Source organism: Variovorax sp. YR634 (assembly GCF_900106655.1).
Lineage (GTDB): Bacteria > Pseudomonadota > Gammaproteobacteria > Burkholderiales > Burkholderiaceae_C > Variovorax.
Genome location: NZ_FNOL01000004.1, coordinates 25,724 through 50,836 on the forward strand (window position 1 = coordinate 25,724; position 25,113 = coordinate 50,836).

Annotated in this window: 28 protein-coding genes; 6 read left to right on the forward strand and 22 right to left on the reverse strand. The window is 66.8% G+C overall.

Going from position 1 to position 25,113, the window contains the following annotated elements; translation table 11 throughout:
* Positions 1 to 370 precede the first annotated feature (370 nt).
* From BLV60_RS09105 to hpaR, 16 genes are all read right to left on the reverse strand, one after another.
* Complete coding sequence (locus BLV60_RS09105) at positions 371 to 574, reverse strand: hypothetical protein (RefSeq protein ID WP_176928761.1); 204 nt, start codon at positions 572 to 574, stop codon at positions 371 to 373.
* 196 nt (positions 575 to 770) lie between these two features.
* A complete protein-coding gene (locus BLV60_RS09110; RefSeq protein ID WP_093053304.1) occupies positions 771 to 1,760 on the reverse strand; it encodes a 2-dehydropantoate 2-reductase in 990 nt (329 codons plus the stop codon).
* A 20-nt stretch (positions 1,761 to 1,780) separates the two neighbouring features.
* A complete protein-coding gene (locus tag BLV60_RS09115; RefSeq protein ID WP_093053307.1) occupies positions 1,781 to 2,572 on the reverse strand; it encodes a class II aldolase/adducin family protein in 792 nt (263 codons plus the stop codon).
* 19 nt (positions 2,573 to 2,591) lie between these two features.
* Positions 2,592 to 3,584 (reverse strand): Bug family tripartite tricarboxylate transporter substrate binding protein, encoded by a 993-nt coding sequence (locus tag BLV60_RS09120; protein WP_093053309.1) that lies wholly within the window; start codon positions 3,582 to 3,584, stop codon positions 2,592 to 2,594.
* 32 nt (positions 3,585 to 3,616) lie between these two features.
* Positions 3,617 to 5,350, reverse strand: a complete 1,734-nt coding sequence (gene ilvD / locus BLV60_RS09125) for a dihydroxy-acid dehydratase (RefSeq protein WP_093053311.1) — start codon at positions 5,348 to 5,350, stop codon at positions 3,617 to 3,619.
* Positions 5,351 to 5,387: 37 nt separating this feature from the next.
* Complete coding sequence (locus BLV60_RS09130; RefSeq protein ID WP_093053314.1) at positions 5,388 to 5,858, reverse strand: nuclear transport factor 2 family protein; 471 nt, start codon at positions 5,856 to 5,858, stop codon at positions 5,388 to 5,390.
* Positions 5,859 to 5,883: 25 nt separating this feature from the next.
* Positions 5,884 to 6,705 (reverse strand): 4-hydroxy-2-oxoheptanedioate aldolase, encoded by an 822-nt coding sequence (gene hpaI / locus BLV60_RS09135; protein WP_093053317.1) that lies wholly within the window; start codon positions 6,703 to 6,705, stop codon positions 5,884 to 5,886.
* Positions 6,706 to 6,720: 15 nt separating this feature from the next.
* Entirely contained in the window at positions 6,721 to 7,524 is an 804-nt protein-coding gene (hpaH, locus tag BLV60_RS09140; protein WP_093053320.1) for a 2-oxo-hept-4-ene-1,7-dioate hydratase, read from the reverse strand.
* A 13-nt stretch (positions 7,525 to 7,537) separates the two neighbouring features.
* Positions 7,538 to 7,945, reverse strand: coding sequence for a 5-carboxymethyl-2-hydroxymuconate Delta-isomerase (locus tag BLV60_RS09145; protein WP_093053323.1), 408 nt, complete (start codon positions 7,943 to 7,945; stop codon positions 7,538 to 7,540).
* A gap of 13 nt (positions 7,946 to 7,958) precedes the next feature.
* Positions 7,959 to 8,786 (reverse strand): DODA-type extradiol aromatic ring-opening family dioxygenase, encoded by an 828-nt coding sequence (locus BLV60_RS09150; protein ID WP_093053325.1) that lies wholly within the window; start codon positions 8,784 to 8,786, stop codon positions 7,959 to 7,961.
* Positions 8,783 to 9,118 carry an aromatic ring-opening dioxygenase subunit LigA gene (locus tag BLV60_RS09155; RefSeq protein ID WP_093053328.1) on the reverse strand — a complete coding sequence of 112 codons (336 nt, stop codon included), beginning with the start codon at positions 9,116 to 9,118 and terminating at the stop codon, positions 8,783 to 8,785. Before BLV60_RS09155 ends, BLV60_RS09150 begins: the two co-directional genes overlap by 4 nt.
* 3 nt (positions 9,119 to 9,121) lie before the next feature.
* Entirely contained in the window at positions 9,122 to 10,090 is a 969-nt protein-coding gene (locus BLV60_RS09160; RefSeq protein ID WP_371127360.1) for a tripartite tricarboxylate transporter substrate binding protein, read from the reverse strand.
* Between the two features lie 2 nt (positions 10,091 to 10,092).
* The gene (gene hpaE / locus BLV60_RS09165) at positions 10,093 to 11,556 is read right to left on the reverse strand and encodes a 5-carboxymethyl-2-hydroxymuconate semialdehyde dehydrogenase (RefSeq protein ID WP_093053332.1); all 1,464 of its coding nucleotides are present in this window, start codon (positions 11,554 to 11,556) and stop codon (positions 10,093 to 10,095) included.
* Positions 11,553 to 12,326 (reverse strand): fumarylacetoacetate hydrolase family protein, encoded by a 774-nt coding sequence (locus BLV60_RS09170; RefSeq protein ID WP_093053335.1) that lies wholly within the window; start codon positions 12,324 to 12,326, stop codon positions 11,553 to 11,555. Before BLV60_RS09170 ends, hpaE begins: the two co-directional genes overlap by 4 nt.
* Positions 12,323 to 12,949, reverse strand: coding sequence for a fumarylacetoacetate hydrolase family protein (locus tag BLV60_RS09175; protein ID WP_093053338.1), 627 nt, complete (start codon positions 12,947 to 12,949; stop codon positions 12,323 to 12,325). Before BLV60_RS09175 ends, BLV60_RS09170 begins: the two co-directional genes overlap by 4 nt.
* Complete coding sequence (gene hpaR / locus BLV60_RS09180) at positions 12,946 to 13,383, reverse strand: homoprotocatechuate degradation operon regulator HpaR (RefSeq protein ID WP_093053341.1); 438 nt, start codon at positions 13,381 to 13,383, stop codon at positions 12,946 to 12,948. Before hpaR ends, BLV60_RS09175 begins: the two co-directional genes overlap by 4 nt.
* A 99-nt stretch (positions 13,384 to 13,482) precedes the next feature.
* On the opposite strand from hpaR, the gene radA reads away from it, so the two are divergent.
* Entirely contained in the window at positions 13,483 to 14,874 is a 1,392-nt protein-coding gene (gene radA, locus BLV60_RS09185; RefSeq protein ID WP_093053344.1) for a DNA repair protein RadA, read from the forward strand.
* Positions 14,875 to 14,925: 51 nt separating this feature from the next.
* Here radA and BLV60_RS09190 read toward each other — a convergent pair whose 3' ends face one another.
* Positions 14,926 to 15,180, reverse strand: coding sequence for a hypothetical protein (locus BLV60_RS09190; protein ID WP_093053347.1), 255 nt, complete (start codon positions 15,178 to 15,180; stop codon positions 14,926 to 14,928).
* Between the two features lie 151 nt (positions 15,181 to 15,331).
* On the opposite strand from BLV60_RS09190, the gene BLV60_RS09195 reads away from it, so the two are divergent.
* Complete coding sequence (locus BLV60_RS09195) at positions 15,332 to 15,769, forward strand: glycerate kinase (protein ID WP_093053349.1); 438 nt, start codon at positions 15,332 to 15,334, stop codon at positions 15,767 to 15,769.
* Here the strand turns inward: BLV60_RS09195 and BLV60_RS09200 are convergent, their stop codons facing one another.
* Positions 15,770 to 16,714 (reverse strand): LysR family transcriptional regulator, encoded by a 945-nt coding sequence (locus BLV60_RS09200; RefSeq protein WP_093053352.1) that lies wholly within the window; start codon positions 16,712 to 16,714, stop codon positions 15,770 to 15,772. It abuts the gene before it with no gap.
* 191 nt (positions 16,715 to 16,905) lie between these two features.
* On the opposite strand from BLV60_RS09200, the gene BLV60_RS09205 reads away from it, so the two are divergent.
* A complete protein-coding gene (locus tag BLV60_RS09205; RefSeq protein WP_093053355.1) occupies positions 16,906 to 18,225 on the forward strand; it encodes an MFS transporter in 1,320 nt (439 codons plus the stop codon).
* Between the two features lie 33 nt (positions 18,226 to 18,258).
* A complete protein-coding gene (locus BLV60_RS09210) occupies positions 18,259 to 19,470 on the forward strand; it encodes a M20 aminoacylase family protein (protein WP_093053358.1) in 1,212 nt (403 codons plus the stop codon).
* A 12-nt stretch (positions 19,471 to 19,482) separates the two neighbouring features.
* Here BLV60_RS09210 and BLV60_RS09215 read toward each other — a convergent pair whose 3' ends face one another.
* Positions 19,483 to 20,484, reverse strand: a complete 1,002-nt coding sequence (locus tag BLV60_RS09215; protein WP_093053361.1) for a recombination-associated protein RdgC — start codon at positions 20,482 to 20,484, stop codon at positions 19,483 to 19,485.
* A 140-nt stretch (positions 20,485 to 20,624) separates the two neighbouring features.
* Here BLV60_RS09215 and BLV60_RS09220 point away from each other — a divergent pair, with 140 nt between their 5' ends.
* Entirely contained in the window at positions 20,625 to 21,578 is a 954-nt protein-coding gene (locus tag BLV60_RS09220; protein WP_093053364.1) for a branched-chain amino acid transaminase, read from the forward strand.
* 8 nt (positions 21,579 to 21,586) lie between these two features.
* Positions 21,587 to 21,796, forward strand: coding sequence for a zinc-finger domain-containing protein (locus BLV60_RS09225; RefSeq protein WP_081270012.1), 210 nt, complete (start codon positions 21,587 to 21,589; stop codon positions 21,794 to 21,796).
* A 33-nt stretch (positions 21,797 to 21,829) separates the two neighbouring features.
* On the opposite strand, the gene BLV60_RS09230 is transcribed toward BLV60_RS09225, so the two are convergent.
* From BLV60_RS09230 to BLV60_RS09240, 3 genes are all read right to left on the reverse strand, one after another.
* On the reverse strand, positions 21,830 to 23,086 hold the full coding sequence (locus tag BLV60_RS09230; protein WP_093053366.1) for an O-antigen ligase family protein: 1,257 nt from the start codon (positions 23,084 to 23,086) through the stop codon (positions 21,830 to 21,832).
* A 71-nt stretch (positions 23,087 to 23,157) separates the two neighbouring features.
* Positions 23,158 to 24,357, reverse strand: a complete 1,200-nt coding sequence (locus BLV60_RS09235; RefSeq protein WP_093053369.1) for an ATP-binding protein — start codon at positions 24,355 to 24,357, stop codon at positions 23,158 to 23,160.
* A gap of 10 nt (positions 24,358 to 24,367) precedes the next feature.
* Positions 24,368 to 25,090, reverse strand: coding sequence for a response regulator transcription factor (locus BLV60_RS09240; RefSeq protein WP_093053372.1), 723 nt, complete (start codon positions 25,088 to 25,090; stop codon positions 24,368 to 24,370).
* Positions 25,091 to 25,113 lie beyond the last annotated feature (23 nt).

The following is a 25,113-nucleotide window of genomic DNA, read 5'->3' on the forward strand; positions in this document are numbered from 1 at the left end:
AGGATTTTTGAATTACTTCCGAATTCCTTGCCCTTCGCCGGGGCCAGGAGCACCAAGACCGTGCGAAATCTGCCCAGGAAATCGATGAATGATTTCAGGCTAATTGCCGATTCAATTCAGGGGAAATGCGATTTGCGACAGCCTGATTGAGACTTTTGTAGTGTTTTTTATTTGCATCATTCGGGAGCCGAAGGATGTTTCAGATTTCAATCAATGAAACTGTGCCTGGCTCATCGCGAGGCCGGGCAAATCAGAAAAAAGAATTCAGATCCGGCCGTGCCGACGCCGTGGCAGGTGAGATCGAAAAAACAAATTGCACCAATTCCCTGCCAAATTGAATGCGAATGTGTCAGGCGAAAAGGCTCAAAGCCTATTGCTCACGGTCGTCGCCGGGGTGGCCGAGCTGGTTCTTCGCCGAGCGCACGCCCCGCAAGACAAGGTACAGAGCGCCGCCGCCAACCAGCAGAAAGCCGGCCACAGCCAAGCCGCCCATGCCGAAGGCCCACCACCAGAACAGGCCGCTGATGGGCAGCAGCACCAAGGCCACCAGAAGTTCGATGAAGATCAAGCGCATCTATCTGTCTCCCCCTTCGCTCAAGCACGCATATAGCCTTGTTGGTGTGTAAGAAATCGCTACGTGCATTCGAATGGCGAGAGGATAGCCCAAGAAGAAAAAAGGGTGTACAGGGTTCTGCAGACGCTGCATTTGCAGTCTGCGGACCGAACCTGTGCGCCGCCTGACCTTGGATCCCGGTGCGCTGCGCCGGCGCTCAGTAAAGCCCGAGTTGCCGCGTTCTCAGGCGTGCCAGCCCCAGCAGCGCATCGGTGAACGGCGTTGCCACCGCCGTCAGCTCGCCCAGTTCGCGCACCACCGTTACAAGCGCATCGAGCTCCACCGAACGCCCGGCTTCCACGTCCTGCAGCATCGAGGTCTTGAACGCCCCGAGCTTCATGGTGATGGCGTGCCGGTCTTCCGGGCTCTGCGTGATCTCGATGCCGATGCGCCGCCCGATCTCCTTGGCCTCCAGCATCACCGCCGAGATGAAGCCGCGCACGTAGTCGTCGCCCATGATCAGGTCGGTGGTGCAGCCGGTGAGCGCGCTGATCGGGTTCACCGTCATGTTGCCCCACAGCTTGAACCACACGTCCTTCTGGATCTGCGGCGACAGCGTGGTGTCGATGCCCGTGCTCTTCAGCAGCTCGACCAGCTTCTGCACGCGCGGCGTGGCCTCGCCCGAAGGCTCGCCAACGATCAGCCCGTTGCCGAAGTGATGCCGCACCACGCCCGGCCCGTCGAGCGAGCAGCTCGCGTGCACCACGCAGCCGATCACGTTGCGCGACGGAATGGCGCGGGCAATGGCGCCTTCGGGGTCCACCGCCGCGAGCCTGTGGCCCGTGATCTCGCCGCCGAAGCCGCCTTCGAGGAACCACCACGGCACGCCGTTCATCGCGACCAGCACGATGGTGTCGGCGCCGATCAGCGGCCCGATGCGTTCGGCAACGGCGGCCAGGGCCGGTGCCTTCACGGCGATGACCACCAGGTCCTGCACGCCGAGCGCCTCGGGGTCGGCCACGGCGTTGACGGGCACGCGCGTGCGCACCTCTCCACCCGTGCTGCCGCGCATGAGCGACAGGCCGTCGCGCTGCAATGCCTCGAGCGTGGCACCGCGCGCCACCACGTTCAGCCGTTGGCCCGCCTGCGCGAGGCCGACGCCGATCCATCCGCCGATCGCGCCGGCGCCGTAAATACAAATCTTCATGGGGGTCCGTCGCTTCAGGTTCAGTTGCGGTACGTAGGGTCGATGCGGTCCACCTGGCGGACGAGTGCATTGAACACATCCTGCCCGGCGCCGTGCTCGGGGCTGAACTGCAGCGCGTCGCGCGTGCAGCGCCGCGCGATCTCCTCGCTCACCGGAATCGCCTGGCCCATCGAGAAGGTCGCCATCTGGATTTCGCAGGCGCGCTGCAGTGTCCACAAAATCGCAAAAGTCTGCGGCAGCGTCTGCCCCCAGGCCAGCAGGCCGTGGTTGCGCAGGATCACCGCATTGCGGTCGCCGATGCTCTTGAGCAGGCGCGGGCCTTCATCGGCATGGATCGTGATGCCCTCGAAGTCGTGGTACGCCACCATGCCGTGCAGTTGCGCGGTATAGAAATTGGTCTGCTGCAGGCCGCCCTGCAGGCAGGCCACGGCCACGCCTGCGGTCGTGTGCGTATGCATCACGCAGTGCGCGCCGGGCAGGCCGTCGTGAATGGCCGCGTGCACCGTGAAGCCGGCCGGGTTCACCGGGTAGGTCGAGCCGTCGAGCACCTTGCCCTGCAAGTCGATCTTTACGAGATTGCTGGCCGTGACCTCGCTGTAGTGCAGGCCGAAAGGATTGATGAGGAACTGCTTCTCGCCACCCGTCACGCTGTCGGGCAGCCGCACCGTGATGTGGTTGTAGATCATCTCGACCCAGCCCAGCATCGCGAACACGCGATAGCAGGCCGCGAGCTCTTCGCGCGCGGCGCGCTCGTCGGGGTGGATCGAGGGATGGACCAGCGCCGAGGGTGCTGGAGTGGCGAGTGTGTTCATGGCAGTTCCTTCATGTGTTTCAACCTTCCGCGGTGAAGCCGACTTCCTTGACGATCGGCGCCCACTTGGCGGTGTCTTTCTTGAGCAGTTCGGTCAGCTCGGCCGGCGTGGAAGACATCGCTTCCAGTCCGAAGGTGCCGAGGCCGTCGATCACGTCCTTCTGCGCCAGCGCGTTCTTCATGGCCGTGTTCAGCTTCGCCACCAGTTCGGGCGAGGCCTTGGCCGGCAGGAAGAAGGCGAACCATTCGCTGTGGGCCATGTCTTTGATGCCCTGCTCGCCGAAGGTCGGCACGTCGGGCGCGAAGCGGCTGCGCTTGGAGCCCGACACGCCCAGGATGCGCACCTTGCCCGACAGCAGATGCTGCGTGATGTCGCCGATGGGCCCAGACACCGCCGAGATGTTGCTGCCCAGCAGGTCGAGCATGGCCGGCTGCGTGCCGCGATACGCCGCGTGCTTCAGTTCGACGCCGCCCTTCTGGCCCAGCAGCGCACCGATGAAGTGCGGCGTGGAGCCGGCAGCGGGCGAGCCGAAGTTGGCGCCGGCCGGGTTGGCCTTGGCCCAGGCCAGGAACTCGGGCACGCTCTTCACGCTGGCCGGCACGGCCGGGCCCACGGCAAAGCCGAAGTCGAAGATGCAGGCCAGGCTCACCGGCGTGATGTCGACCATCGGGTCGTACGGCAGCTTCTTGTAGATGTGCGGGTAGATCGTGAGGATCGAGGTCGGCGTCTGCAGGATGGTGCTGCCGTCGGCCGGGCGGCTCTTCACGTAGCTCACGGCAATCTGGCCGCCCGCGCCGGTGCGGTTCTCGACCACCACGGTCTTCGCGTATTCGGGGCTGAGCCTTGTCGCAAGGCGCCGGCAGGTGGTGTCCGACGTGCCGCCGGCCGCGAAGCCGGTGACGATGGTTGCGGTCTCGATGTTCATCGCTTGCGCGAAAACGTTCTGGCCAAGGCTGGCCATCAAGGCCGAGGCGCTGGTGGTCTGCAGGATCTGGCGGCGCGTGAAGCTCATGGTGTCTCTCTCCGGACGTTGGTTATGGAGGATCAAGACTCGTCGCGCAGCCAGGTGACCGCGCCCGAGTGGGTCACGGCGCCCTGGTGGGCAGGGCGCACGGTGAGCGCGTATTTTTCCAGCAAGCCACCTCGGGCGACCCCCACGTTTACCTCACGTCCGGCGAGCCGCGCCGTGATTTCTTCAGCCGTGAGTTCGACCGTGATCGAGCGTGCGTCAGCCCGCGCGTCGATGGCGATCACGTCGCCGTCGCGCAGCGCCGCAATCGGGCCGCCGTCCGCGGCTTCAGGCCCCGCGTAGCCAATGCACAGGCCGCGCGTCGCGCCCGAGAAGCGCCCGTCGGTCAGCAGCGCCACCTTGTCGCCCATGCCCTGGCCGTAGAGCAGGGCGGTAATGCCCAGCATTTCGCGCATGCCGGGGCTGCCCCTGGGGCCTTCGTTGCGGATCACGATCACGTCGCCGGCCTCGTACAGCCGGTTCTGCACAGCGGTCTGCGCTTCTTCCTCGGAATTGAAGACGCGCGCCGGGCCGCGAAACACCAGGCCCTTGAGCCCCGCCGTCTTGAGCAGGGCACCGTCCGGGCAGAGGTTGCCCTTGAGCACCGCCAGCCCGCCGTCGCGTGTGATCGGGTTGCCGGCCTCGCGCACCACGCGGCCGTCGGGTGCAAGGGCACTGGTCAGTTCCTCGGCCATCGTGCGGCCGGTGAAGGTGAGCGCGTCGCCATGCAGGAAGCCCTGCTCCAGCAGCGTGCGCAGGATGACGCCCGCACCGCCGATGTAGAACACGTCGCGCGCCAGGTACTGGCCGCCCGGACGCAGGTCGGCGATGAGCGGCGTGCGCGCGAAAACCTCGGCCACGTCGTCGAGGTGGAACTTGATGCCCGCCTCGTGCGCAATCGCAGGCAGATGCAGCGCCGCGTTGGTCGAGCCGCCCGTGGCCGACACCACGGCGCAGGCGTTTTCCAGCGCCTTGCGCGTGACGATGTCGCGCGGCAGCGGGCTGTCGCCCATCACCGCCTTCATCAGCGTCTTTGCGGCGCGGCGCATCAGCGGCGCGCGCTCGCTGAACACGGCCGGCACCATGCTGGAACCGATGGGCGCCAGGCCCAGCGCCTCCGACACCATGCCCATCGTGTTGGCCGTGAACTGCCCCGCGCAGGCGCCGGCCGTGGGCAGGCAGGCGCGGCTCATGGCGTCGAGTTCGTCGTGCGTGGCGGTGCCGGCCAGCACCTTGCCGATGGTCTCGTAGGTGTCGACCACGTTCAGGTCGCGGCCGTCCGGTCCCGGCATCTGCCCCGGCAGTGCGGAGCCGCCGTGCACGAACACGCTCGGCACGTTGCAGCGGACCATGCCCATCATCAGCCCCGGCAGGTTCTTGTCACACGCGCCGATGGCGAAGATGCCGTCCCACTGGTGGCCGCGCGTGGAGGCTTCCACGCTGTCGGCGATCAGCTCGCGCGAGATCAGCGAGAAGCGCATGCCCGAATGCGCCATCGTCAGCCCGTCGCTGATCGACACCACGGGGCATTCGTGCGGCGTGCCGCCGCCGGCGTAGATGCCGGTCTTGGCATGCTGCGCCTGGTCGCGCAGGTTGAGGTTGCACGGGCTCATCTCGCCGCCCGTATGGAACACGCCGATGTGCGGGCGCGCGATGTCCTCGTCGTCCTGGCCCAGCGCATGGAGAAAGCTGCGCGTGGTCGCGCGGATCGTGCCCTCGCGAATGGTGGCGGAGCGAAAGCGCTTGGTGGGGTCGGTGGGCGTGGTCATCAGGCTGGCGTTGGCTGCTGGCTGGATTACGGACGGGTCAGAACATGCCGTTCTTGTTCGCGGCGGTCTCGGGCACGGGCTGCACCACGTCCCAGTGCTCGACGATCTTTCCGTTCTCCAGCTTGAAGATGTCGACGATGGCGCTGCCGCGCGTGCCGGGCTCGCGAACCGCGTTCACATGCAGGATCACGTAGTCGCCGTCGACGAAGCTGCGCTTGATCTCGCTCTTCGAGTTCGGGAACTTCTCGCGCAGGAACCCGATGAACTTGCGAAAGCCCTCGGGGCCGTCGGCCGCCGTGGGGTTGTGCTGCACGTAGCGGTTGCCCACGTATTGCAGGGCCGCATCGGCATCCTTCTGGTTCAGGCCCTTCTCGTAGAAGGCGAGCACGGTCTGGCGGTTGGCTTCCTGCTGGGCGGTGGGGCCTTGCTTGCCGGCGCCCATGGGTGCACAGGCGGCGAGGAACAGGGCGGCTGTCGCGGCCATGGCCGCCAAAGTCATGCGTTGCATCAAGGGTGCTCCGGTGTGAAGGAAATCAGTAGCCGTTGGGCGAGGCAGCGCCCGGCGTGGTCTTGTACTTGGCCAGCAGCTGCCTCGCCGCCGCCGCCAGCACGATGGTGTCCACGCCCACCGCCACGAACAGCGCGCCGGCCGCAAGCCACTTGCGCGCCTGCTCCTCGGTGGTCGACAGGATGCCCGGCGCCTTGCCGGCCTTGCGGATGCGTGCGATGGCGTCGGCGATCACGGCCTGCACCTCGGGGTGGTTGGGCTGGCCCACGAAGCCCATCGAGGCCGACAGGTCGGCCGGCCCGATGAACACGCCGTCCACGCCCGGCGTGGCCGCAATGGCGTCGAGGTTCTTCATCGCCTCCACCGTTTCGGCCTGCACCAGAAGGCAGGTCTGCGCGTTGGCTTCGTGCAGGTAGTTGGGGTAGGCCTGCCAGCGCGAGGCACGCGCCAGCGCGCTGCCCATGCCGCGGATGCCTTCGGGCGGGTAGCGCATGCCCTGCACCAGCCGCGCGGCCTGCTCGGCCGTGTCGACCATCGGCACCAGCAGCGTCTGCGCGCCGATGTCGAGGTACTGCTTGATCAGCGTGGTGTCGCCGACCGGAATGCGCACGATGGGGTGCGAGCGCTCCGACTCGGCCTGCGCAGACCACGCGCTGGAGATGCCCTGCAGTTGGGCGAGCACCGAGCGCACGTCGTTGGGTGCGTGCTCTCCGTCGACCAGCAGCCAGTCGTAGCCGGTGCCGGCGAGGATCTCGGCCACGTAGCCGTCGGCCAGTCCGACCCAGAGGCCGATCTGGGGCTTGCCCGCTTGAAGGGCCTGCTTGAAGGTATTGATGGGTGTTTGCATGGCGTCTTTCTTCTTTCAGACAAGGCGGAACGAGATGGCGCCGAGCGGGCCGTAGTCGGCGTGGAAGGTGTCGCCCGGCACGGCAGTGGTGGGCCGCGTGAACGAGCCGGCCAGCACCACTTCGCCGGCTTCCAGGCATTCTTCCCACGGCGCCAGCTTGTTCGCGAGCCACGCCACGCCGGTGGCCGGATGGTTGAGCACGGCCGCGGCCACGCCCGATTCCTCGATCACGCCGTTCTTGTAGAGCAGCGCGCTCACCCAGCGCAGGTCCACCGCATCGGGCTTCACCGGCCGGCCGCCCATCACGATGCCGGCATTGGCTGCGTTGTCGGAGATGGTGTCGAACACCTTGCGCGGCGCCTTGGTGTGGCGGTCGAACTGTTCGATGCGCGCGTCGATGATCTCGATGGCGGGCACCACGTAGTCGGTGGCGGCCAGCACGTCGAAGATGGTCACGTTCGGCCCCTGCAGCTTCTTGCCGAGGATGAAGGCCAGCTCCACCTCGATGCGCGGCGCGATGAAGCGCTTGAACGGAATGTCGCCGCCCTGCTCGAAGAACATGTCGTCGAGCAGCGTGCCGTAGTCGGGCTCGTCGATCTGGCTGGACTGCTGCATGGCGCGCGAGGTGAGGCCAATCTTGTGGCCGCGCGCGACGCGCCCTTCGGCGATCTTGTTCTTCACCCATTCGCGCGAGATGGCGTAGCCGTCCTCGATGGTCATCTCTGGAAAGCGCTTGGAGAAGTGCTCGACCTGCACGCGCGACTTTTCGCTTTCGTGCAGTTCGGCGGCCAGTTGGGCGATGGTGGCTTGGGAGAGCATGGACTGGCTTCGTTCAGGTCTTGTTGAACAGGGGATGCAGGTTGCTGTGCTTGCCGTCGTACACCTGCCCCGGGCTTTCGTCGATCTGCAGCGTGATGCCGATGTGGCGCTTCTCGAAGATCGGCGCGAAATGCGCGCGCACGTCGGCCAACAGTTCGTCGCCGGCTTTCTTCTTCACCGCCTCCGAGCGCCCCGCGGCCATGCGGATGTTGAGGTACACGAAGGCGTAGTCGGCCTTGCCGTCGGCCACCGCGTAGTGCGCGGCAGGGTAGGCCAGCACGCGCGTGCCGCCGATGGGGAACACCGGCTTGTCGGCCTCGTCGCGCTGCTTCAGCATGGTGTCGGCCAGCGTGCGGCACAGCGCCGACATGTCGGTCTCGGTTTCGATGTTGGGCGTGTAGAGGATCACGAGATGGGGCATGAGTGCTCTCCGTTTATTCCACCGACATCGTCGCGGCCGTACACGTCACGGCGAAGATCGGGATGGCCTTCATGTGAAGAATCTCGCCCTTGCCGCGCGCGGCCGCGGCCACGCTGATGAAGGTGCGGATCTCGAAGCCGCCCTGGCCCGCTTCGCGGTAGGTGGCCTCGTCGCCGTAGTCGTCCTGCGAGAGCAGGCCCTCGCGGTCGTTGGCGCACCAGCGCTTCATGAACTCAGCGTCCCACGCGGCATTGACCTTGCCCGAATCGGGCGTGGCGGGCCAGTGCGAGATGCCGCCCGTTCCCACCAGCGCGATGCGCTCGGGCGCCTTGTCGCAGGCGCGGCGCAGCGCCTCGCCGAAAGCCCAGGCGCGGTGTAGCGGCGTGAGCGGCGGGCCCTGGCAGTTGATGTTGACGGGGATGACCTTGGTGTCGAACTCCGGCGTGAGGAAGTTCAGCGGCACCATGATGCCGTGGTCGAACTTCCACTCCTCCGCGTAGGCCACGTCCGCCGTCTGCATCACCTCGCGGATCAGGCGCTGCGACAGCGCGGCATCGCCAGGGATCCTGTGCTTCTCGATGCCCAGCCACTTCGGGTCTTCGATCGGGCCCTCGTAGCTGTCGGCCATGCCAATTGCATAGGCCGGCATGTTGTTCATGAAGAAGTTCGCGAAGTGCTCGGCGGCGATCACGATCACCGCGTCGGGTTTCGTTGCACGCATCGCTTCGCCGAAGCGGTGGAACTGCGCGTGGAACTCGTCCTTCACCGCCGGGTCGGCGAGATGTGCGCGGCCGGTGATGCCGGGGGCGTGGCTGCACACGCCTGCGAATACGAGGCTCATACGCCTGCCACCTTCTCGTCGGTTCCGGTTGTCATGGCGTAGATGCCGGCGCGCACCGGGCCGTACTTGCGCACGCCTTCGCGCATGGCTTCGAGGTAGTCGGCCCATGGAATGCCGAGCAGCGGTGCGAAGTGCATCAGCAGCTGGCCATTGCAGCCGAGCACGTAGAGCTTGCCGATGTCGCCGGTGTCGATGGCCTCGCGCTCTTCATCGGTGAAGTCATAGGCGCCCAGCAGCGTAGCGCGCGTCTCGCCACCTTCGGCATAGCGCCGCTGCACTTCCTGCTCGCGATTCAGCGCGAACAGGAATTTCTGCATCGCATAGAGGCTCATCGTTCAGCCCTCCACCTGGATGTTGGCCTTGCGGATCACGTCGCCGTACTTCGCAATCTCGCTCTGTATGAAAGCCGCAAAGCGCTCCGGCGTGCCCGACAGCGACGCGATGCCTCCCTTGTGAAAGGCCTCCGTCACCACCGGCCCCGCCAGCGCGCGGTTCACTTCGGCGTTCATGCGTTGCACCACGGCGTCGGGCGTGCCGGCGGGCGCCAGCAAGCCGTTCCATGAATTGGACTCGATGGGCACACCCTGTTCCGCCAGTGTGGGTATGGCCGGTGCGTACTGCGAGCGCTGCGCTGTCGCCATGCCCAGCGCGACGAGCCTGCCGTTCTGGATGTGGCTGCGGAACTCGGGCCAGTTGCCGAACATCATCGTCATCTGCCCGCCGAGCAGGTCGGTGAGCGCCGGGCCCTGGCCCTTGTAGGGCACGTGCACGATGTCCAGGCCCATCTGCAGCTTGAGCATCTCGCCCGACAGATGGGCCGAGGTGCCGTTGCCGAAGGAGGCGAAGCTCAGCGTGCCGGGCTTCGCCTTGGCTGCGTTGCGCAAGTCGGCGAGCGTCTTCAGGCCGCTGGCCGGATGCGTGGCGAGCACGTGTTCCGACATGCCCATGAGAGCGACGGGGCGCAGGTCCTTCTGCGTGTCGTAGGGCAGCTTGCGGATCAGCGTCTGGTTGGCCGTGAAGCTGTTGGCCACGCAGACGAAGGTGTAGCCGTCGGGCGCGGCCTTGGCCGCTGCATCGACGCCGATCACCGTGCCTGCGCCGGGCTTGTTGTCGACGATGACGGGTTGGCCCAGCGTCTTCGACAGCTCGACGCCGACGAGGCGCGCCACGAAGTCGGTGGTGCCGCCGGGCGTGAAGGGCACGATCACGCGGATCGGCTTGCTGGGCCAGGTGCCCTGTGCACGCGCCAGCGAGGGCAGGGCCGCGAATGAGGCCGCGCCTTGCAGCAGCGTGCGGCGTTGAATGCTCACGCCACGCCCCAGTGCGGAATGTGATGCGAGCCCAGCGACACCGCCACGTTCTTCGGCTCGCAGAACACTTCGTAGCTCCAGGTGCCGCCTTCACGTCCCGTGCCCGAGGCCTTGGTGCCGCCAAAGGGCTGGCGCAGGTCTCGCACGTTCTGGCTGTTGACGAAGCACATGCCGGCTTCCACTGCGGCGGCCACGCGGTGCGCCTTGCCGATGTTCTCGGTCCACACGTAGCTGCTCAGGCCGTACTGGATGTCGTTGGCCAGTTCGATGGCGTGGGCCTCATCCTTGAAAGGAATCAGGCAGGCCACAGGGCCGAAGATCTCGTCCTGCGCGATCTTCATGCGATTGTCGACGTCGGCGAATACGGTGGGCACCACGTAGTTGCCCTTCTTCACGCGATCGGGCAAGTTGCTCGGCGCTTCGAGGCCGCCGCACAGCAGCGTTGCGCCTTCCTTCGGGCCCAGCTCGATGTAGCTGCGCACCTTGGCCAGGTGGGCCTGCGAGATCATCGGGCCGACGATGGTCTTCTCGTCGAGCGGGTCGCCCACGGTGATGCGCTTTGCGCGCTCGGCGAACTTCGCCGCGAAGTCGGCGTAGATCGACTGCTGCACCAGGATGCGCGAGCCGGCCGTGCAGCGTTCGCCGTTGTTGCTGAAGATCATGAACACGGCCGCGTCGAGCGCGCGGTCGAGGTCGGCGTCGTCGAAGATCACGAAGGGGCTCTTGCCGCCCAGCTCCATGCTGAACTTCTTCAGGCCCGCGCTCTTCACGATGCGGTTGCCCGTGGCGGTGGAGCCGGTGAACGAAATGGCGCGCACGTCGGGGTGCGCCACCAGTGGTTCGCCCGCTTCCTTGCCATAGCCGTGCACCAGATTCAGCACGCCGGGCGGAATGCCGGCTTCGAGCGCCAGCTCGCCCAGGCGCGCGGCCGTCAGCGGCGAGAGCTCGCTCATCTTCAGCACTGCCGTGTTGCCGAAGGCGAGGCAGGGCGCGACCTTCCAGGTGGCCGTCATGAAGGGCACGTTCCACGGGCTGATGAGCGCGCACACGCCCACCGGATGGAACAGCGTGTAGTTCAGGTGCGTGGGCGTGGGGTAGGTGTGGCCGTCCACGCGCGTGCACATCTCGGCGAAGTAATAGAAGTTGTCGGCCGCGCGTGGAATGAGCTGCTTGCCGGTCTGCGCGATCACCTGGCCGCAGTCGTTGGTTTCGGTCTGCGCGATCTCGGGCACGTGCTTGGCGATCAGGTCGCCGAGCTTGCGGATCAGCTTCGCGCGCTCGGGCGCGGGCATGCCGGCCCACTTCGGAAAGGCTTCCTTCGCGGCGGCCACGGCCGCGTTCACTTCGGCTTCGCCGCCCGAGGCGACCTCGGCCAGCACTTCCTGCGTGGCGGGGTTGACGGTTTCGAAGTAGTCCGTGCCGGCCACGCTCTTGCCGGCGATCAGGTGATCGACTCTCATGCTTTTCCTTGAATGGTGTTCTGAAGCGCGCCGATGCGCTCGATCTCGGTGACGACGACGTCGCCCGGCTGGCAATCGACCACGCCGTCGGGCGTGCCGGTGAGGATCAGGTCGCCCGGCGACAGCGTCATGAAGCGGCTGAAGTACTCGATGAGGAAGGGCGCGTCGAAGATCATGTCGCGCGTGCTGCCTTGCTGCGTGACGGTGCCGTTGACGGTGGTGCGCAGCGCGAGCGCCATGGGGTCGGGCACGTCGGCGGCGTCGACGAACCACGGGCCCAGTGGCGTGCAGGTGTCGCGGTTCTTCACGCGCAGGTTGGGGCGATACCAGTTCTCGAGGTAGTCGCGGATGGCGTAGTCGTTGGCTACCGTGTAGCCGCCGATGAAGTCGTAGGCGTCGTCGCGCTTCACGTTCTTCGCGGTCTTGCCGACGACGATGGCGAGCTCGCATTCGTAGTGCATGAACTTCACGTCGGCCGGGCGGTGCGTGTGCTGGCGGTGGCCGATGAGCGTGCTCTGGCCCTTGACGAACACCAGCGGTTCTTCGGGGGCCTTGAATTCGAGTTCCTTCGCGTGGTCGGCGTAGTTGAGGCCGAGCGCGAGGATGGTGCGGGGGCGTGCAGTCGGCGCGAGCGGGGGCAGCCAGGTGAGCTGATCCTGCGGCACGATGCGGCCGTCGTCCAGGCGCACGGCAGCGTCTTGCTGGCCGTTGAATTCGTGGCTCGTGCCGGTGTGCTCGCGGCCTTCGAAGATGACGCGTGCGTGCTTCATGCGGCTTCCTTCACCAGCGTGTTGCTCAATGTCTCGAACCCCGGCGCGGAGATGTCGATACGATCGCCGGCGCGGGCCAGCGGGCGGCCGGGACCGCAGCCGAGCATCAGCACGTCGCCGTGTGCGAGCGTCATGAAGTCGCCGACGTCGGCGAGCAACTGCTGCGCCGGCCGCACGAGCTGCGAAAAGTCGATGGACTGCTTCAGATCGCCGTTGATGCGCACCTCGACTCGGAAGCTCGCCGGGTCGGCGACCTCTTGCGCGTCGCGCAGCACGGGGCCGATGCCCAGGAAGCCGTCGACGCACTTGAACTTCACCGGCGGCCGGAAGAAGCTCGCATGCGGTATCGACAGGTCGTTCATCAGCACGAAGCCTTCGACGTTGCCCTCTGCGCCGATCACCATGCCGATGCTCGCGCCGATTTCCACCTCGGGCACCGCAGCCGGCACGGCGATGTCGCTGCCGTGCGGGCTCCATGTGTTGGCCGTCTTCACATAGAGCACGGGTGCCTTCGGCGGCGCCTTGTAGGGCGGCTGCGTCATCTGCGGCGCGAGCGCATCCACTTCGGTGCGGAAGTTCAGCAAGGTGCCGTACACCGTGCCTGTGGGCAGGAAATGGCTCATGGCGAGGGTTGCTCCAGTGCGATCAGTTCGTCGAGCAGCCCGTAGAGCTGCGTGAGCTTGGCCTTGCCGAGCGACTTCTCCATCCACTCGTAGTGCGACTCGATGCTGGTCGACAGCCGCTTCACGAGCTTCATGCCGTGCGGCGTGGCCTCGACCACGGTGCGGCGCTGGTCGGCCGGATCGCGGGCGCGGGTGATGAGGTTGTCGCGCTCCATGCGCGCGAGCACGCCGGTAAGGCTGGGGCCGAGGATGAAGGCCTCTCGTGCGACCCGGCCGGTATCGACCGCGCCGTGTTCGCCCAGCACGCGCAGCACGCGCCATTGCTGGTCGGACAGCGCGTGCTCGCGCAGGCTGGGCCGGGTGTGGGCCATCACGGCTTCGCGGGCCTGCAGCAGCAGGCGCGGCAAATTGCGGTGCGTGAATGTCGTGCTCAAGGCTTGTCTCTTCCGAAATTACTTAACATGTTAAATGATTGGCCGTTTCTTTCCAAGGCACCGGGCATCAGGGTTTGTGCGGACACCTAAACTCAAAGGATGGCCAAGGACAAAACAACTTTCGTCTGCAGCGAATGCGGCGGCACCAGCCCCAAGTGGCTCGGCAAATGCCCGAGCTGCGGCGCCTGGAACACACTCATCGAGCAGGTCGCGGGCGCGGGCAACGGGCCAGCCAACAACCGTTTCGGCACGCAGTTCGCGTCACTCGCGGGCGCGTCGGAGCTCGCGACCCTTTCCGAAATCGAGGCGACCGACATCGCGCGCACGCCCACCGGCATCGACGAGCTCGATCGCGTGCTGGGCGGCGGCATCGTCTCGGGCGGCGTCACGCTGATCGGCGGCGACCCGGGCATCGGCAAATCGACGCTGCTGCTGCAGGCGGTCGATGCGTTGCAGCGCGCGGGGCAGAACGCGCTGTACGTGACGGGCGAGGAAAGCGGCTCGCAGGTGGCGTTGCGCTCCAGGCGGCTCGGCCTCGATCACTCGCAGGTGCAGGTGCTGGCCGAGATCCAGCTCGAGAAAATCATCGCCACGCTCGACGCCACGCGCCCCGCCATCGCGGTGATCGACTCGATCCAGACGGTGTATTCCGATCAGCTCACCTCGGCCCCCGGCTCGGTGGCGCAGGTGCGCGAATGCGCGGCGCACCTCACGCGCTTTGCCAAGACCAGCGGCACGGCCGTAGTGCTGGTGGGTCACGTCACGAAGGAGGGCGCTCTCGCGGGCCCGCGCGTGCTCGAACACATGGTCGACACGGTGCTGTACTTCGAAGGCGACACGCATTCGAGCTTTCGCCTCGTGCGCGCCATCAAGAACCGCTTCGGTGCGGTCAACGAGATCGGCGTGTTCGCCATGACCGAGCGCGGCCTGAAGGGCGTGACCAATCCGAGCGCGATCTTCCTGAGCCAGCACCCCGAGCCGGTGCCCGGCAGCGTGGTGCTGGTCACGCTCGAAGGCACGCGGCCGATGCTGGTGGAAATCCAGGCGCTGGTCGACAACGGCGGGCCCAGCCCGCGTCGCCTGTCGGTGGGCCTGGACCGCGACCGCCTCGCCATGCTGCTGGCCGTGTTGCACCGCCACGCGGGCGTGGCCTGCATGGACCAGGACGTGTTCGTCAATGCGGTGGGCGGCGTGCGCATCAGCGAACCTGCGGCCGACCTGGCCGTGATGCTCGCCATTACGTCGAGCCTGCGCGGCAAGCCACTGCCCAAGGGCTTCATCGCTTTCGGCGAAGTGGGGCTGGCCGGCGAGGTGCGGCCCGCGCCGCGCGGGCAGGAGCGTTTGCGTGAAGCGGCCAAGCTCGGTTTCAGCGTGGCCGTGGTGCCCAAGGCGAATGCGCCGCGCAAGGGTACGAAAGAGATCGAAGGTTTGACGATCCACGCCGTCGAACGCATCGAAGAGGCGATGGACGTGGTCCGCCGCCTCGATTGACCGTCGGGAAAAAAATGCCCGGCGCGCCTGTGACGCGCCGGGCTACCCTCCCTATCCCCCGATGTGTGTCGTGAACGCCGGTCCGCTGCTGGGTACGCATTGGCCGCTGCCCAACGTGGCCGGGTTCATCGTGTACTGGCATCCCGGGTCGCCGCTGCGGCTGCCGGTGGCGTTCGCCATGCCGGTGCCTTGCGAGCCTGCGACCCGGGTTGCCTCTCCCTGAAACTGTTCGCGGCCGTCCATGCTGCTGATCGCCGTGCCGACGAGGGTGAGACGAACGAAGGTGACGGAACGCGGGATGGTCATACGCTTTTCGGTGGCCCGGGCTTGCTGTGCCCGTGAAGCGAAATGTGCCGCGTGGCGCTCGCGTGCCATGCGCTTTTCGGGGTGAGTACCGTCCAGCGCGCCCAGGGGTAGTCAGGGCCGCTACTTCGGCGCCCGCCCCGGGGCGGCGACAATGCGCGCCATGGATTTCAAGAAACTTCTGGTGCCCGTGGGTGCCATCCTTCTCCTGGGGCTGGCCTGGCGCAGCGGCGGTTGGGGCGGTGTTGCCCTGGCCGGCGGCGCGATCGTGATGTTCTTGCTGCTGCACTTCAACCGCGCGATGCAGGTGCTCAAGCGCGCGGCCGAACGGCCGGTGGGCTATGTGGCCAGCGCCGTGATGCTCAATGCCAAGCTCAAGCCGGGCGTGACGCTGATGCACGTGATCGCGATGACGCGCGCCCTCGGCGAGCTGCGCTCGCCCAAGGACGAGCAGCCCGAGCACTATCGCTGGACCGACGGCGGCGGCTCGTATGTCGATACCGTGTTCAACGGCGGCAAGCTGCAGAGCTGGACGATGACGCGGCCCGAAACGGCGCCCGAAGACGACAGCACGCAGACCCCCGCGGCCTGATCAGCCCGCGCCCGCCTTGCGCCTTGGCTGCCGCCAAGGCGGATTCGCTTTCGCATGGTGACGCGCCTCCTTCACGAATTCGGTGCACACGTGCGTCATGAGGTCGGCCGAGCGGTAGACCAGGAACACGTCGAAGTCCGGCAGCGCATCGGTGATCGACAGCTTTTCCAGCAGGCCGGGCTGCAGCCGCAGCGGCCCCGCGCCGTGGAAGACGAAATCCGACCACATGCTGATCAGGTCGGTCTGCGTGGCCAGCTGCAGGCCCAGCAGATTCGAAGCGCTGTGCACCATGCGCCTGGGCATCTCCAGGCCGTGCAGGCGCATCGTGCTCACCAGCGGGCTGCCGGCGTCGTCGACGGGGTCGAGCACCAACCAGTCGGCGTCGAGCAGCGGCTGCAGCTTGCGCACGCGCCGCAGCGGATGGCCGGCACGCACCGATAAATGCATCGCCACTGAGAAAAGCGGCTCCCACTGGAGGGCGCTGGTGCCCGGCCCGTTGCAGGTGGAAACCAGTCCCAGGTCGAGCCGGCCCTCGCGCAGGCCTTCGAAGATCTGCTGCGGCCGCAGCTCGAAGCCGCGCATCGCCACGTTGGGAAAGCGCTGGCGGAACGAAGCCATCGCATCGGGCAGCGGCCCGCTCGATGCCACCGCGGTGAAGCCGATGTTGAGCTGCGCCTCGTCGTGCCCGCGGATCGCCTCGATGTCTTCGAGCGCATGCCGCAGTTCCTGCTCGACAAGGCTCGCGCGCTTGACCAGCGCCGCGCCGTAGGGGGTGAGGCTCACGCCGCGCGTGGAGCGCGACATCAGCGTCACGCCGAGTTCGCGCTCCAGTTCCGAAATGGTCTTCGACAGCGCGGGCTGCGTAGTGTGCAGGCTGCGCGACGCCTCATGGATGCTGCCGTGCTGTGCCACCGCCAGCAGAACGCGCAACTGTTGCAGCTTCATCGTGGTGCCGATCTCCCGAAAAAAGGCGTCCTGAGGGTTGTCCCGATGGCTTCCGGTGCCTGTTTATGACGGGGATGCCGTTTGGTTATCAGCATGAAAATATGTGATTCTTTGCCGCAGCGCTTTGCCTGAATACTCCGCCGCCAGAGGCCGATCCGGCCCCCCGCAACCTGTTCGTGGAGTGACATTAGATGAGCGAAGCCGCATTGCCCGCAAGCCCGATCCGGGGCCCTTCACCAGCCGCCGCTACTGCCGTGCAAGGCAAGGGAAGGCAGAGCCAGTTCCGCCTGATCGCCGCCTGCTCGCTGGGCAATGCGCTGGAGATGTACGACTTCACCGTCTACAGCTTCTTCGCGCTGCTGATCGGCAAGCTGTTCTTCCCCTCCGACAGCCCGTACGGCTCGCTGCTGCTGGCCGTGGCCACCTTCGGCATCGGCTTCGTGATGCGGCCGCTGGGCGGCGTGATCATCGGCAACTACGCCGACCGCAAGGGCCGCAAGGCCGCGATGACGCTGACCATCGGCCTCATGGTGCTCGGCACGCTGTGCATCGCGTTCGCGCCCAGCTATGCGTCGGCCGGCGTGTTCGGCTCGCTGATGATCGTCGCGGGCCGGCTGCTGCAGGGCTTCTCGCTGGGCGGCGAGGTGGGTGCGGCCACCTCGATGCTGATGGAGGCCGGAGGCATCAAGGGACGGGGTTTCCGCGTGAGCTGGCAGCTTGCGAGCCAGGGCGTGTCTGCGCTGCTGGGCGCGCTCACGGGCGCCGCGCTGTACGCCGCATTGCCGCAGGCGTCGCTCGAAAGCTGGGGCTGGCGCCTGCCGTTCCTGCTCGGCCTGCTGATCGCGCCGGTGGGCCTGTACATCCGCTCGCAACTGGAGGAAACGCACGTTGCCGAAAGCCACGAGTCCAGCCCCATCGGGCGGCTGATGCGCAACCACGGCGGCCTGGTGCTCAAGGGCATCCTCGCCACCACGGCGGGCACGGCGACGATGTACCTCGTGGTGTTCTTCATGCCCACCTACATGATCCGCGTGCTGCACATGCCGCCGTCGCTGTCGCTGCTGTCGGGCTGCGTCACGGGCATCACGCTGTTCGTGGTGTCGCTGGTGGCGGGGCGATTGGCCGACAGGCTGCCGAACCGCAAGCCGCTGGTGATCGGCTCGCTGCTGTTCAGCGTTGTCGCCGTCTACCCGGTGTTCTGGATCATCAGCCACTACCCGAGCGTGCCGCTGGTGCTGGCGCTGTCGGCACTGCTGACCGCGAGCGTGAACATCGGCACCACGCCGATGTTTCTGATGTTGCTCGAGATGCTGCCGGCCGGCGTGCGCGCCAGCGGCATCTCGGTGATTTACAGCGTGGGCGTGACGGTGTTCGGCGGCTCCTCGCAGTTCATCGTCACCTGGCTACTCGCGAAGACGGACAACCCGATGTCGCCGGCCTTCTACATGATGGTCTGCGGCGTGCTAAGCCTGTGCGCGCTGCTGAGCCTGCGCGAACGCAAGGCCGATTGATCGAAGAACTTCACCGAGAGCGAACCCTTTCACATGACCCGCGAACTCAGCCCCCAGACCACGAAGCTCCTGTCGCGCCTGCTCCCCCAGGCCGATGTCGACACACAGGCTTTCGTCGACATCCGCCGCCAGATCCACGCGAACCCGGAGCTCGGCTTCGAGGTGAGCGCCACCAGCGAACTCGTTGCCAACCTGCTACGCAGCTGGGGCTACGAGGTGCACACCGGCATCGGCAAGACCGGTATCGTGGCGCAGCTCAAGCTCGGCAGCGGCACGCGCCGCCTCGGCATCCGCGCCGACATGGACGCGCTGCCCATCATCGAGGCCACCGGCCTGCCGTATGCCAGCCGCAACCCCGGCCGCATGCATGCCTGCGGCCACGACGGCCACACGGCGATTCTGCTGGCCGCGGCCAAGGCGCTGGCGACGACGCGCAACTTCGACGGCACGCTGAACCTGATCTTCCAGCCCGATGAAGAAAACCTCTGCGGCGCGCGCGCGATGATCGCGGACGGCCTGTTCGAGCGCTTCCCCTGCGATGCGGTGTACGCGCTGCACAACGCGCCGGGCGTGCCGGTGGGCACGGTGCTGGCGGTCGAAGGCCCGGTCACGCTGTCGTCCGACGTGGCCGACGTCACGATCAAGGGCGTGGGTGGACACGGTGCCATGCCGCACCGCGCGCGCGATCCCGTCGCGGCGGCTGCGGCGGTGGTGACAGCGCTGCAGACCGTGGTGGCGCGCAACGTGGCGCCTGACGACACGGCGGTGGTGTCGGTCGGCTTCATTCGCGGCGGCGCCACGCACAACGTGATTCCGCAGTCGGTGTCGCTGGGCCTGAACGTGCGCGCGGCGCAGCCCGAGACGCGCGCGCTGGTCGAGCAGCGCATCCGCGAGATCGTGAGCCTCACCGCGCAGGCGCACGGCGTGGAGGCCGAGATCGACTACCGCCAGCTGGTGCCGCCGGTGGTCAACACCGCGGCCGAGACGCAGCTGATGGCAAAGGTATGCACCGAGCTGGTGGGCGAGGAGAGCGTCATCACGAAAGTGCCCCGGGGTTTCGCGGGCAGCGAGGACTTCGCGTGGATGCTCGATGCGTTGCCGGGCTGCTATCTGCTGCTCGGCAACGGGGAGGGCGAGTTCGGGGGCTGCATGGTGCACAACCCCGGGTATGACTTCAACGACCAGGTGCTGCCGCTTGGAGCCGCATGCTGGGTGCGGCTGGCGCAGACCTACCTGGTCGCCTGAGCCATAGCGGCCTTAGAACGGCGCGTCTTCTTCCTCGGGCGCATCGGCAGGCACGGTCGTCGTGGGTGCGGCTGCCACAGCCGGTTTCTGCGCTTCGTCGGGCAATGCCGCCGAGAACGCCGCCTCGCCACCTAGAGCATCGAGCAGCGCCGGCACCAGCTGGCCCAGTTCGCCCGTGGCAATTGCCACGTCTGCGTCGAAGTTATCTTCCTTCTTGCCGCCCGCGGCGCCGTCGCCCGTGCCTTCGAGGAAGGTGATCTTGCGGATCAGCATGCCGTGCGTCAGCTCGAAGGACACGCGGTCGTCCCACGTCAACGCGAGCCGCGTCGGGCGCTTGCCGTCGGTGATGTGCTGCTTCACCTCGTCGATGTCCAGCGGGTGCTTGGCGTAGCGCACCACGGCCTTGGAGTCGTCGGAGGCCTTGAGCTCGCACTCGCGGTCGATGGTGAAGCCGGCCGGCGGCTCCTGCGTCAGCAGCCAGTTGGCCATGGCGGCTGCGGGCTCGATCTGCGTGTTGATGAGGGCCACGGCAAAGCCGTCGAGCGACTTCACGAGGCTGGTGACCACTTCATCGGCGCGTGCGGCGTTGCCGCTGTTGATCACGAGGCGGTTCTCGGCCTTGTCGATCCACACCGCCACGCGCGCACTGCGCGTGAAGGCCATGGGCAGCAGCTCCAGGGTGATGTCTTCCTTGAGCTCCTTCTTTTCCTTCTTGCCGGGCTTGCGGCCGGTGGTGGCTTCGATCTGCGCGCAGCGCTCGTCGAGCTTGCGGCGCACCACGGAGCCGGGCACGGTCTTGCTCTCGATCATGTATTCGACCAGCCACTGGCCGTCGATGGATTCGACCAACGGGCCGTTGGCTTCGCCGCGGGGCTCGACCCAGCCGGCGGACTTTTCCTGCGAGGGGCCGCAGGGCTCGAAGCGCTGCTTGCCGAGCCCTTCTTCCGCCTCGGCCAGTGTTTGGGACCAGGCAGGTTCGATGCGATAGACGATGACGTTCTTGAATACGGACACGGAAACCCTTTTTCCACTGGTTTGCACAACCGGCCATTGTCGGGCACCCCGTTCCGGCCCCGGCCGTAAAATCGAAAGCTTTTGCGACTTCCCCCGTCGCACCCCACCCCACACCGCTTCCCAAACAAAGGAATCAGGAAATGAGCTCGATCCCCCCCTCGCTGGACGACCGTGACGGCAAGATCTGGATGGACGGCGAACTCGTGGACTGGCGCGACGCCAAGATCCACGTGCTGAGCCACACGCTGCACTACGGTTGCGGCGCCTTCGAGGGCGTGCGCGCCTACAAGACGGCGGACGGCGGCACGTCGATCTTCCGCCTGGCAGAGCACACCGAGCGCCTGTTCAACAGCGCCAAGATCCTGCGCATGAAGATCCCGTTCACGCCCGAACAGCTCAACGAGGCCCAGAAACAGGTGGTGCGCGAGAACAAGCTCGAAAGCTGCTACCTGCGTCCGCTGATCTGGATCGGCTCCGAAAAGCTCGGCGTGAGCCCCAAGGGCAACAAGATCCACGCCATGGTCGCGGCCTGGTCCTGGGGCGCCTACCTGGGCGAAGAGGGCATGAAGCGCGGCATCCGCGTGAAAACCTCCAGCTACACCCGCCACCACGTCAACATCACGATGACGCAGGCCAAGACGGTGAGCAACTACACCAACTCGATCCTGGCCAACATGGAAGCGCTGGACGACGGCTACGACGAGGCGCTGCTGCTCGACGCGAGCGGCTTCGTGTCGGAAGGCGCGGGCGAGAACATCTTCGTGGTCAAGGGGGGCGTGGTGTACACGCCCGACCTTTCGGCCGGTGCGCTCAACGGCATCACGCGCAACACCATCCTGCACGTGTGCAAGGACCTGGGCCTGGAGCTGGTGCAAAAGCGCATCACGCGCGACGAGGTCTACATCGCCGACGAGGCCTTCTTCACCGGCACCGCTGCTGAAGTGACGCCCATCCGCGAACTCGACCGCGTCGAGATCGGCAACCGCGGCGACGGCGGTGCCCGTGGCCCGATCACCGAGAAAATCCAGTCTGCCTTCTTCGACATCGTGAACGGCAAGAACCCCAAGTACGCCCACTGGCTCACGAAAGTCTGAGAGAACCCATGTCCACCAATGCAGTCGTCGAACTCCTGGCCAAGGAGCTCAACCATCAGGGCGGCGTTTTCTGCCCCAGCCCCAAGGCCGACATGAAGCTCTGGAACAGCCACCCGAAGGTGTACCTCGACGTGGCGCGCACCGGCGAGGCCAAGTGCCCGTATTGCGGCACGGTGTACCGGCTGAAGGCCGGCGAGACGGTGTCGGCGCGGCACTGAGCCGAGCCGACGCAACCGCCCCTTTACTGCAGTTCAGGCAGCAGCCTGGGGGGCGGTTTCTTTCTTGCGCCAACGCGACGGCAGCAGGTCGCGCCACGGATCCGGGTCTTGCTTCTCCTGCGCCAGCCGCAGGTAGACCATCGCGATGAACAGCAGTGCCAGGCCGATCTGCGCGTCGCGCATGGCCGAATTCACGCTCGACGCGATCAGCGCGATCAACGTAGCTGCCAGCGCATAACGGCCCGCCATGTCGGGCCGTTTCCACGCCTGCCAGACGGCGGCGACCATGATGACCAGCAGGCTCAGCAAGGCCGGCAGCCCGCCTTGCGCGCCGACCCACAGGAAGTCGTTGTGCGGCATGTTCGAGTCGGCGAACAGCGCCGGGCCGCGCTTGTGCCACTGCTCGGTCCAGCCGCCGATGCCCCAGCCGGTGAGCGGCCGGTCGGCAATCATGAGGCCCGTGTCCTTGTACATGTAGTAGCGGATGACCCAGCTGCCCTTGAAGATGGCGCCGGCCTGCGCCTCTTCGATTTCCTGCACGCCGGTCTCGACCTTGTGCTGGAGCTGCGGCAACTGGTACAGCCCGGCCCCCAGCACCACGGCCCCCAGCACCAGCGCGCTCACCAGCATCTTCAGGTGGTTGCGCCACTGGTGGATGCACACCACCGGAATCACCAGCAGCAACGCGAGCACCGAGGTACGCGAAGTCAGCGGCAGCGCCACCACCACGCCCAGTCCGAGCAGCAGCACGAAGGCCGGAATGGCACGCAGCGGCTTGTGCGCGGCGATCTGTGCAATGCCCCACACGGCGGCGGTGGACGCCACCACGCTGAACAGCAGGGCGTTGCTGATCGACTTGTTGCCCACCTCCATGACCACCGCGCGCAGCGGCGACCAGACCGGAAAGCCGATGGCGTAGTAGGCCACGATCAGCAGGATATTCAGCGCCGCGATCAGCAGGAAGCCGCGCAGCGCCCATATCGCTTCTTCGCGCGTGAGCGCCATCGCCATCAATATCGTGAGGCCGATGCGCACCCCGTGGAACAGGTTGGAGCCGGTTTCGGGGTAGTGCCGCCCGAAGGCCAGCACGAGGAAGGTCCAGGCCAGGTAGGCCACCACCGGCCACCACAGCGGGTTGGCGCGCAGCCGCGCGTAGCGCTCGCGCAAGCCGCCGGCCACCAGCATGGTGAGCAGCAGCAAGATGGCCGAAAGGTAGGTGACGCCGACCGGCATGAACACCACCAGCCCCCAGAACATGGCCGCGGGCCGAACGATGTGCGATCTCTGCATAGGGGCGGGATTTTAGGTTGGCATCTGGGAGCCAACCTGACCACGGCCCCGTGCGGGCGAGGGTGGCGCGGTCAGTGCCCGCGCGCTACGGCCGGCAACCGGATCACGAAGCTGGCGCCGCCGCCCGGGCGGTCTTCGCAGCGCACCGTGCCGCCGTGCCGTTCGGCGATCGACTTCACCAGCGCCAGCCCCAGGCCCACGCCGCCGTTGCGCTCGCTGGCGCCCGGCAGACGGTAGAAGGGTTCGAAGATGCGTTCGCGCAGGGCCGTGGGCACGCCGGGGCCGCGGTCGTTGACGCGCACGGTGGCATAGCCGTTGGCGCTGCCCAGCTCCACCGCGATTTCGCCGGCGCCGTATCGGCGGGCGTTTTCCAGCAGGTTGCGGATCGCGCGGCGCAGCAGGCGCGACACGCCCGGCACGGTGAGCGTGGCGTTGTCGGTGCCTTCGGCCAGGTCGAGCTCGGCATTTACCTGCGAGCACTCTTCGGCCGCCAGGCCGGTCAGGTCCACGGCCTCGATGGTGCCCATGTCGGCCTCGCTGGCGTCGAGCCGGCTGGCCAGCAGGATTTCGTCGATGAGCTGGTCGAGCTCGCCGATGTTGCGCGAAATTTCCTCGCGAGCGGCCGGGCTCGGGCGCTCGCCCATCAGCTCCAGGCCCATGCGGATGCGTGTGAGCGGCGAACGCAGCTCGTGCGAGGCGTTGGCCAGCAGCGATTTGTGCGAACGCACCAGCTGTTCGATGCGTTCTGCCGACGCGTTGAATCGTTTTGAGAGATCAGCCACTTCGTCCTGCCCTTCTTCGGTCACCCGCACCGAGAGATCGCCCTCGCCCCATCGCTGCACGCCGCGCTGCAGCGATTCCAGCCGCTGCGTGATGCGCCGAACGATCGGGTACACGCCTAATGCCACCGCCACGCCCACCAGCGCGATCATCCAGCCCAGCCCGAAGGGCGTGCGCCACGGCGCGAAGCCGCCGGAGCCGGTGGGTCGCTCGCGTGGCGCCACGCGCAGCGTGATGGCCTTGCCGTCGCTGAGCGTCACGTCGAACTCCAGGCCCTGGCCCGGTACGCGCAGGGCGGTGCCCGCGCCGATCGGCTTGTCCTGTGCGTCCAGCACGACCACGTTGCGCGGCACCGGTGCCAGGCGCTCGCGCTCGGCCTCCGCTGCTTCGCGCACGATCCAGTTGGCCATCAGCGTGAGGATGACGACGCCGCCCACCACCGCGAGCCAGATGCGGACGTAGAGGTGGCGTGAGTAAAGGCTGCGCAGCATCGGCAGCCGCTCAGTCTTGCTGTTTCGCGAACACGTAGCCCACGCCGCGCACCGTGAGGATGCGCTTGGGGTTCTTCGCGTCGACTTCTATGGCCGCGCGGATGCGGCCCATGTGCACGTCGATGGAACGGTCGAAGGCTTCGAGTTCGCGGCCGCGCACGGCCTCCATGATCTGGTCGCGCGTGAGCACGCGGCCCGCGCGCTCGGCCATCGCCACCAGCAGGTCGAACTGGTAGGAGGTCAGGTCGGCCAGCGCTCCGGCCACAGACACGGTGCGTGCATTGCGGTCGATTTCCAGCGTGCCGAAGCGCATCACCGTGGAGGCTTCGGCCTCGGTGGCGTTCTCGCTGCGGCGGCGCAGCACGGCGCGGATGCGCGCCAGCAGCTCGCGCGGCTCGAAGGGCTTGGGCAGGTAGTCGTCGGCGCCGATTTCGAGGCCGATGATGCGGTCCATCGGGTCGCCCTTGGCCGTCAGCATCAGCACCGACACCTTCGACAGCGGGCCGGGCAGCGCGCGGATGCGGCGGCAGACTTCGAGCCCGTCGGTGTCGGGCAGCATCAGGTCGAGGATCACCAGGTCGGGCGCGTGCTGCTGCAGCTGCTCGAGCCCGGCGGCGCCGTCGCCGGCATGGTTGAACGCGAAGCCCGACTGCGTCAGGTATTCGCCCACCATCTGCGCCAGGCGGGCGTCGTCTTCGATCATCAGGAGTTGGGGGGTGCTCATGCGCTTCATGGTCGTCCACAGGGAGCAAGCAG

Bases quoted from the DNA above. Each gene is read 5' to 3' on its own strand.
- BLV60_RS09155 (WP_093053328.1), bottom strand. From the start codon at position 9,118: ATGAGCCTCTATGCGATGCAGAAATTCCTGTTCGCGCTGAATCGCGAG.
- BLV60_RS09235 (WP_093053369.1), bottom strand. From the start codon at position 24,357: ATGCTGCGCAGCCTTTACTCACGCCACCTCTACGTCCGCATCTGGCTC.
- BLV60_RS09115 (WP_093053307.1), bottom strand. From the start codon at position 2,572: ATGAACACACTCGCCACTCCAGCACCCTCGGCGCTGGTCCATCCCTCG.
- hpaI (WP_093053317.1), bottom strand. From the start codon at position 6,705: ATGCAAACACCCATCAATACCTTCAAGCAGGCCCTTCAAGCGGGCAAG.
- radA (WP_093053344.1), top strand. From the start codon at position 13,483: ATGGCCAAGGACAAAACAACTTTCGTCTGCAGCGAATGCGGCGGCACC.
- hpaE (WP_093053332.1), bottom strand. From the start codon at position 11,556: ATGAGAGTCGATCACCTGATCGCCGGCAAGAGCGTGGCCGGCACGGAC.
- BLV60_RS09175 (WP_093053338.1), bottom strand. From the start codon at position 12,949: ATGAGCCATTTCCTGCCCACAGGCACGGTGTACGGCACCTTGCTGAAC.
- BLV60_RS09150 (WP_093053325.1), bottom strand. From the start codon at position 8,786: ATGAGCCTCGTATTCGCAGGCGTGTGCAGCCACGCCCCCGGCATCACC.
- BLV60_RS09225 (WP_081270012.1), top strand. From the start codon at position 21,587: ATGTCCACCAATGCAGTCGTCGAACTCCTGGCCAAGGAGCTCAACCAT.
- BLV60_RS09130 (WP_093053314.1), bottom strand. From the start codon at position 5,858: ATGCAACGCATGACTTTGGCGGCCATGGCCGCGACAGCCGCCCTGTTC.
- BLV60_RS09195 (WP_093053349.1), top strand. From the start codon at position 15,332: ATGCGCGCCATGGATTTCAAGAAACTTCTGGTGCCCGTGGGTGCCATC.
- BLV60_RS09200 (WP_093053352.1), bottom strand. From the start codon at position 16,714: ATGAAGCTGCAACAGTTGCGCGTTCTGCTGGCGGTGGCACAGCACGGC.
- BLV60_RS09145 (WP_093053323.1), bottom strand. From the start codon at position 7,945: ATGCCCCATCTCGTGATCCTCTACACGCCCAACATCGAAACCGAGACC.
- BLV60_RS09205 (WP_093053355.1), top strand. From the start codon at position 16,906: ATGAGCGAAGCCGCATTGCCCGCAAGCCCGATCCGGGGCCCTTCACCA.
- BLV60_RS09170 (WP_093053335.1), bottom strand. From the start codon at position 12,326: ATGAAGCACGCACGCGTCATCTTCGAAGGCCGCGAGCACACCGGCACG.
- BLV60_RS09240 (WP_093053372.1), bottom strand. From the start codon at position 25,090: ATGAAGCGCATGAGCACCCCCCAACTCCTGATGATCGAAGACGACGCC.
- BLV60_RS09110 (WP_093053304.1), bottom strand. From the start codon at position 1,760: ATGAAGATTTGTATTTACGGCGCCGGCGCGATCGGCGGATGGATCGGC.
- BLV60_RS09190 (WP_093053347.1), bottom strand. From the start codon at position 15,180: ATGACCATCCCGCGTTCCGTCACCTTCGTTCGTCTCACCCTCGTCGGC.
- hpaH (WP_093053320.1), bottom strand. From the start codon at position 7,524: ATGCTCTCCCAAGCCACCATCGCCCAACTGGCCGCCGAACTGCACGAA.
- ilvD (WP_093053311.1), bottom strand. From the start codon at position 5,350: ATGACCACGCCCACCGACCCCACCAAGCGCTTTCGCTCCGCCACCATT.
- BLV60_RS09105 (WP_176928761.1), bottom strand. From the start codon at position 574: ATGCGCTTGATCTTCATCGAACTTCTGGTGGCCTTGGTGCTGCTGCCC.
- BLV60_RS09210 (WP_093053358.1), top strand. From the start codon at position 18,259: ATGACCCGCGAACTCAGCCCCCAGACCACGAAGCTCCTGTCGCGCCTG.
- BLV60_RS09120 (WP_093053309.1), bottom strand. From the start codon at position 3,584: ATGAGCTTCACGCGCCGCCAGATCCTGCAGACCACCAGCGCCTCGGCC.
- BLV60_RS09220 (WP_093053364.1), top strand. From the start codon at position 20,625: ATGAGCTCGATCCCCCCCTCGCTGGACGACCGTGACGGCAAGATCTGG.
- BLV60_RS09230 (WP_093053366.1), bottom strand. From the start codon at position 23,086: ATGCAGAGATCGCACATCGTTCGGCCCGCGGCCATGTTCTGGGGGCTG.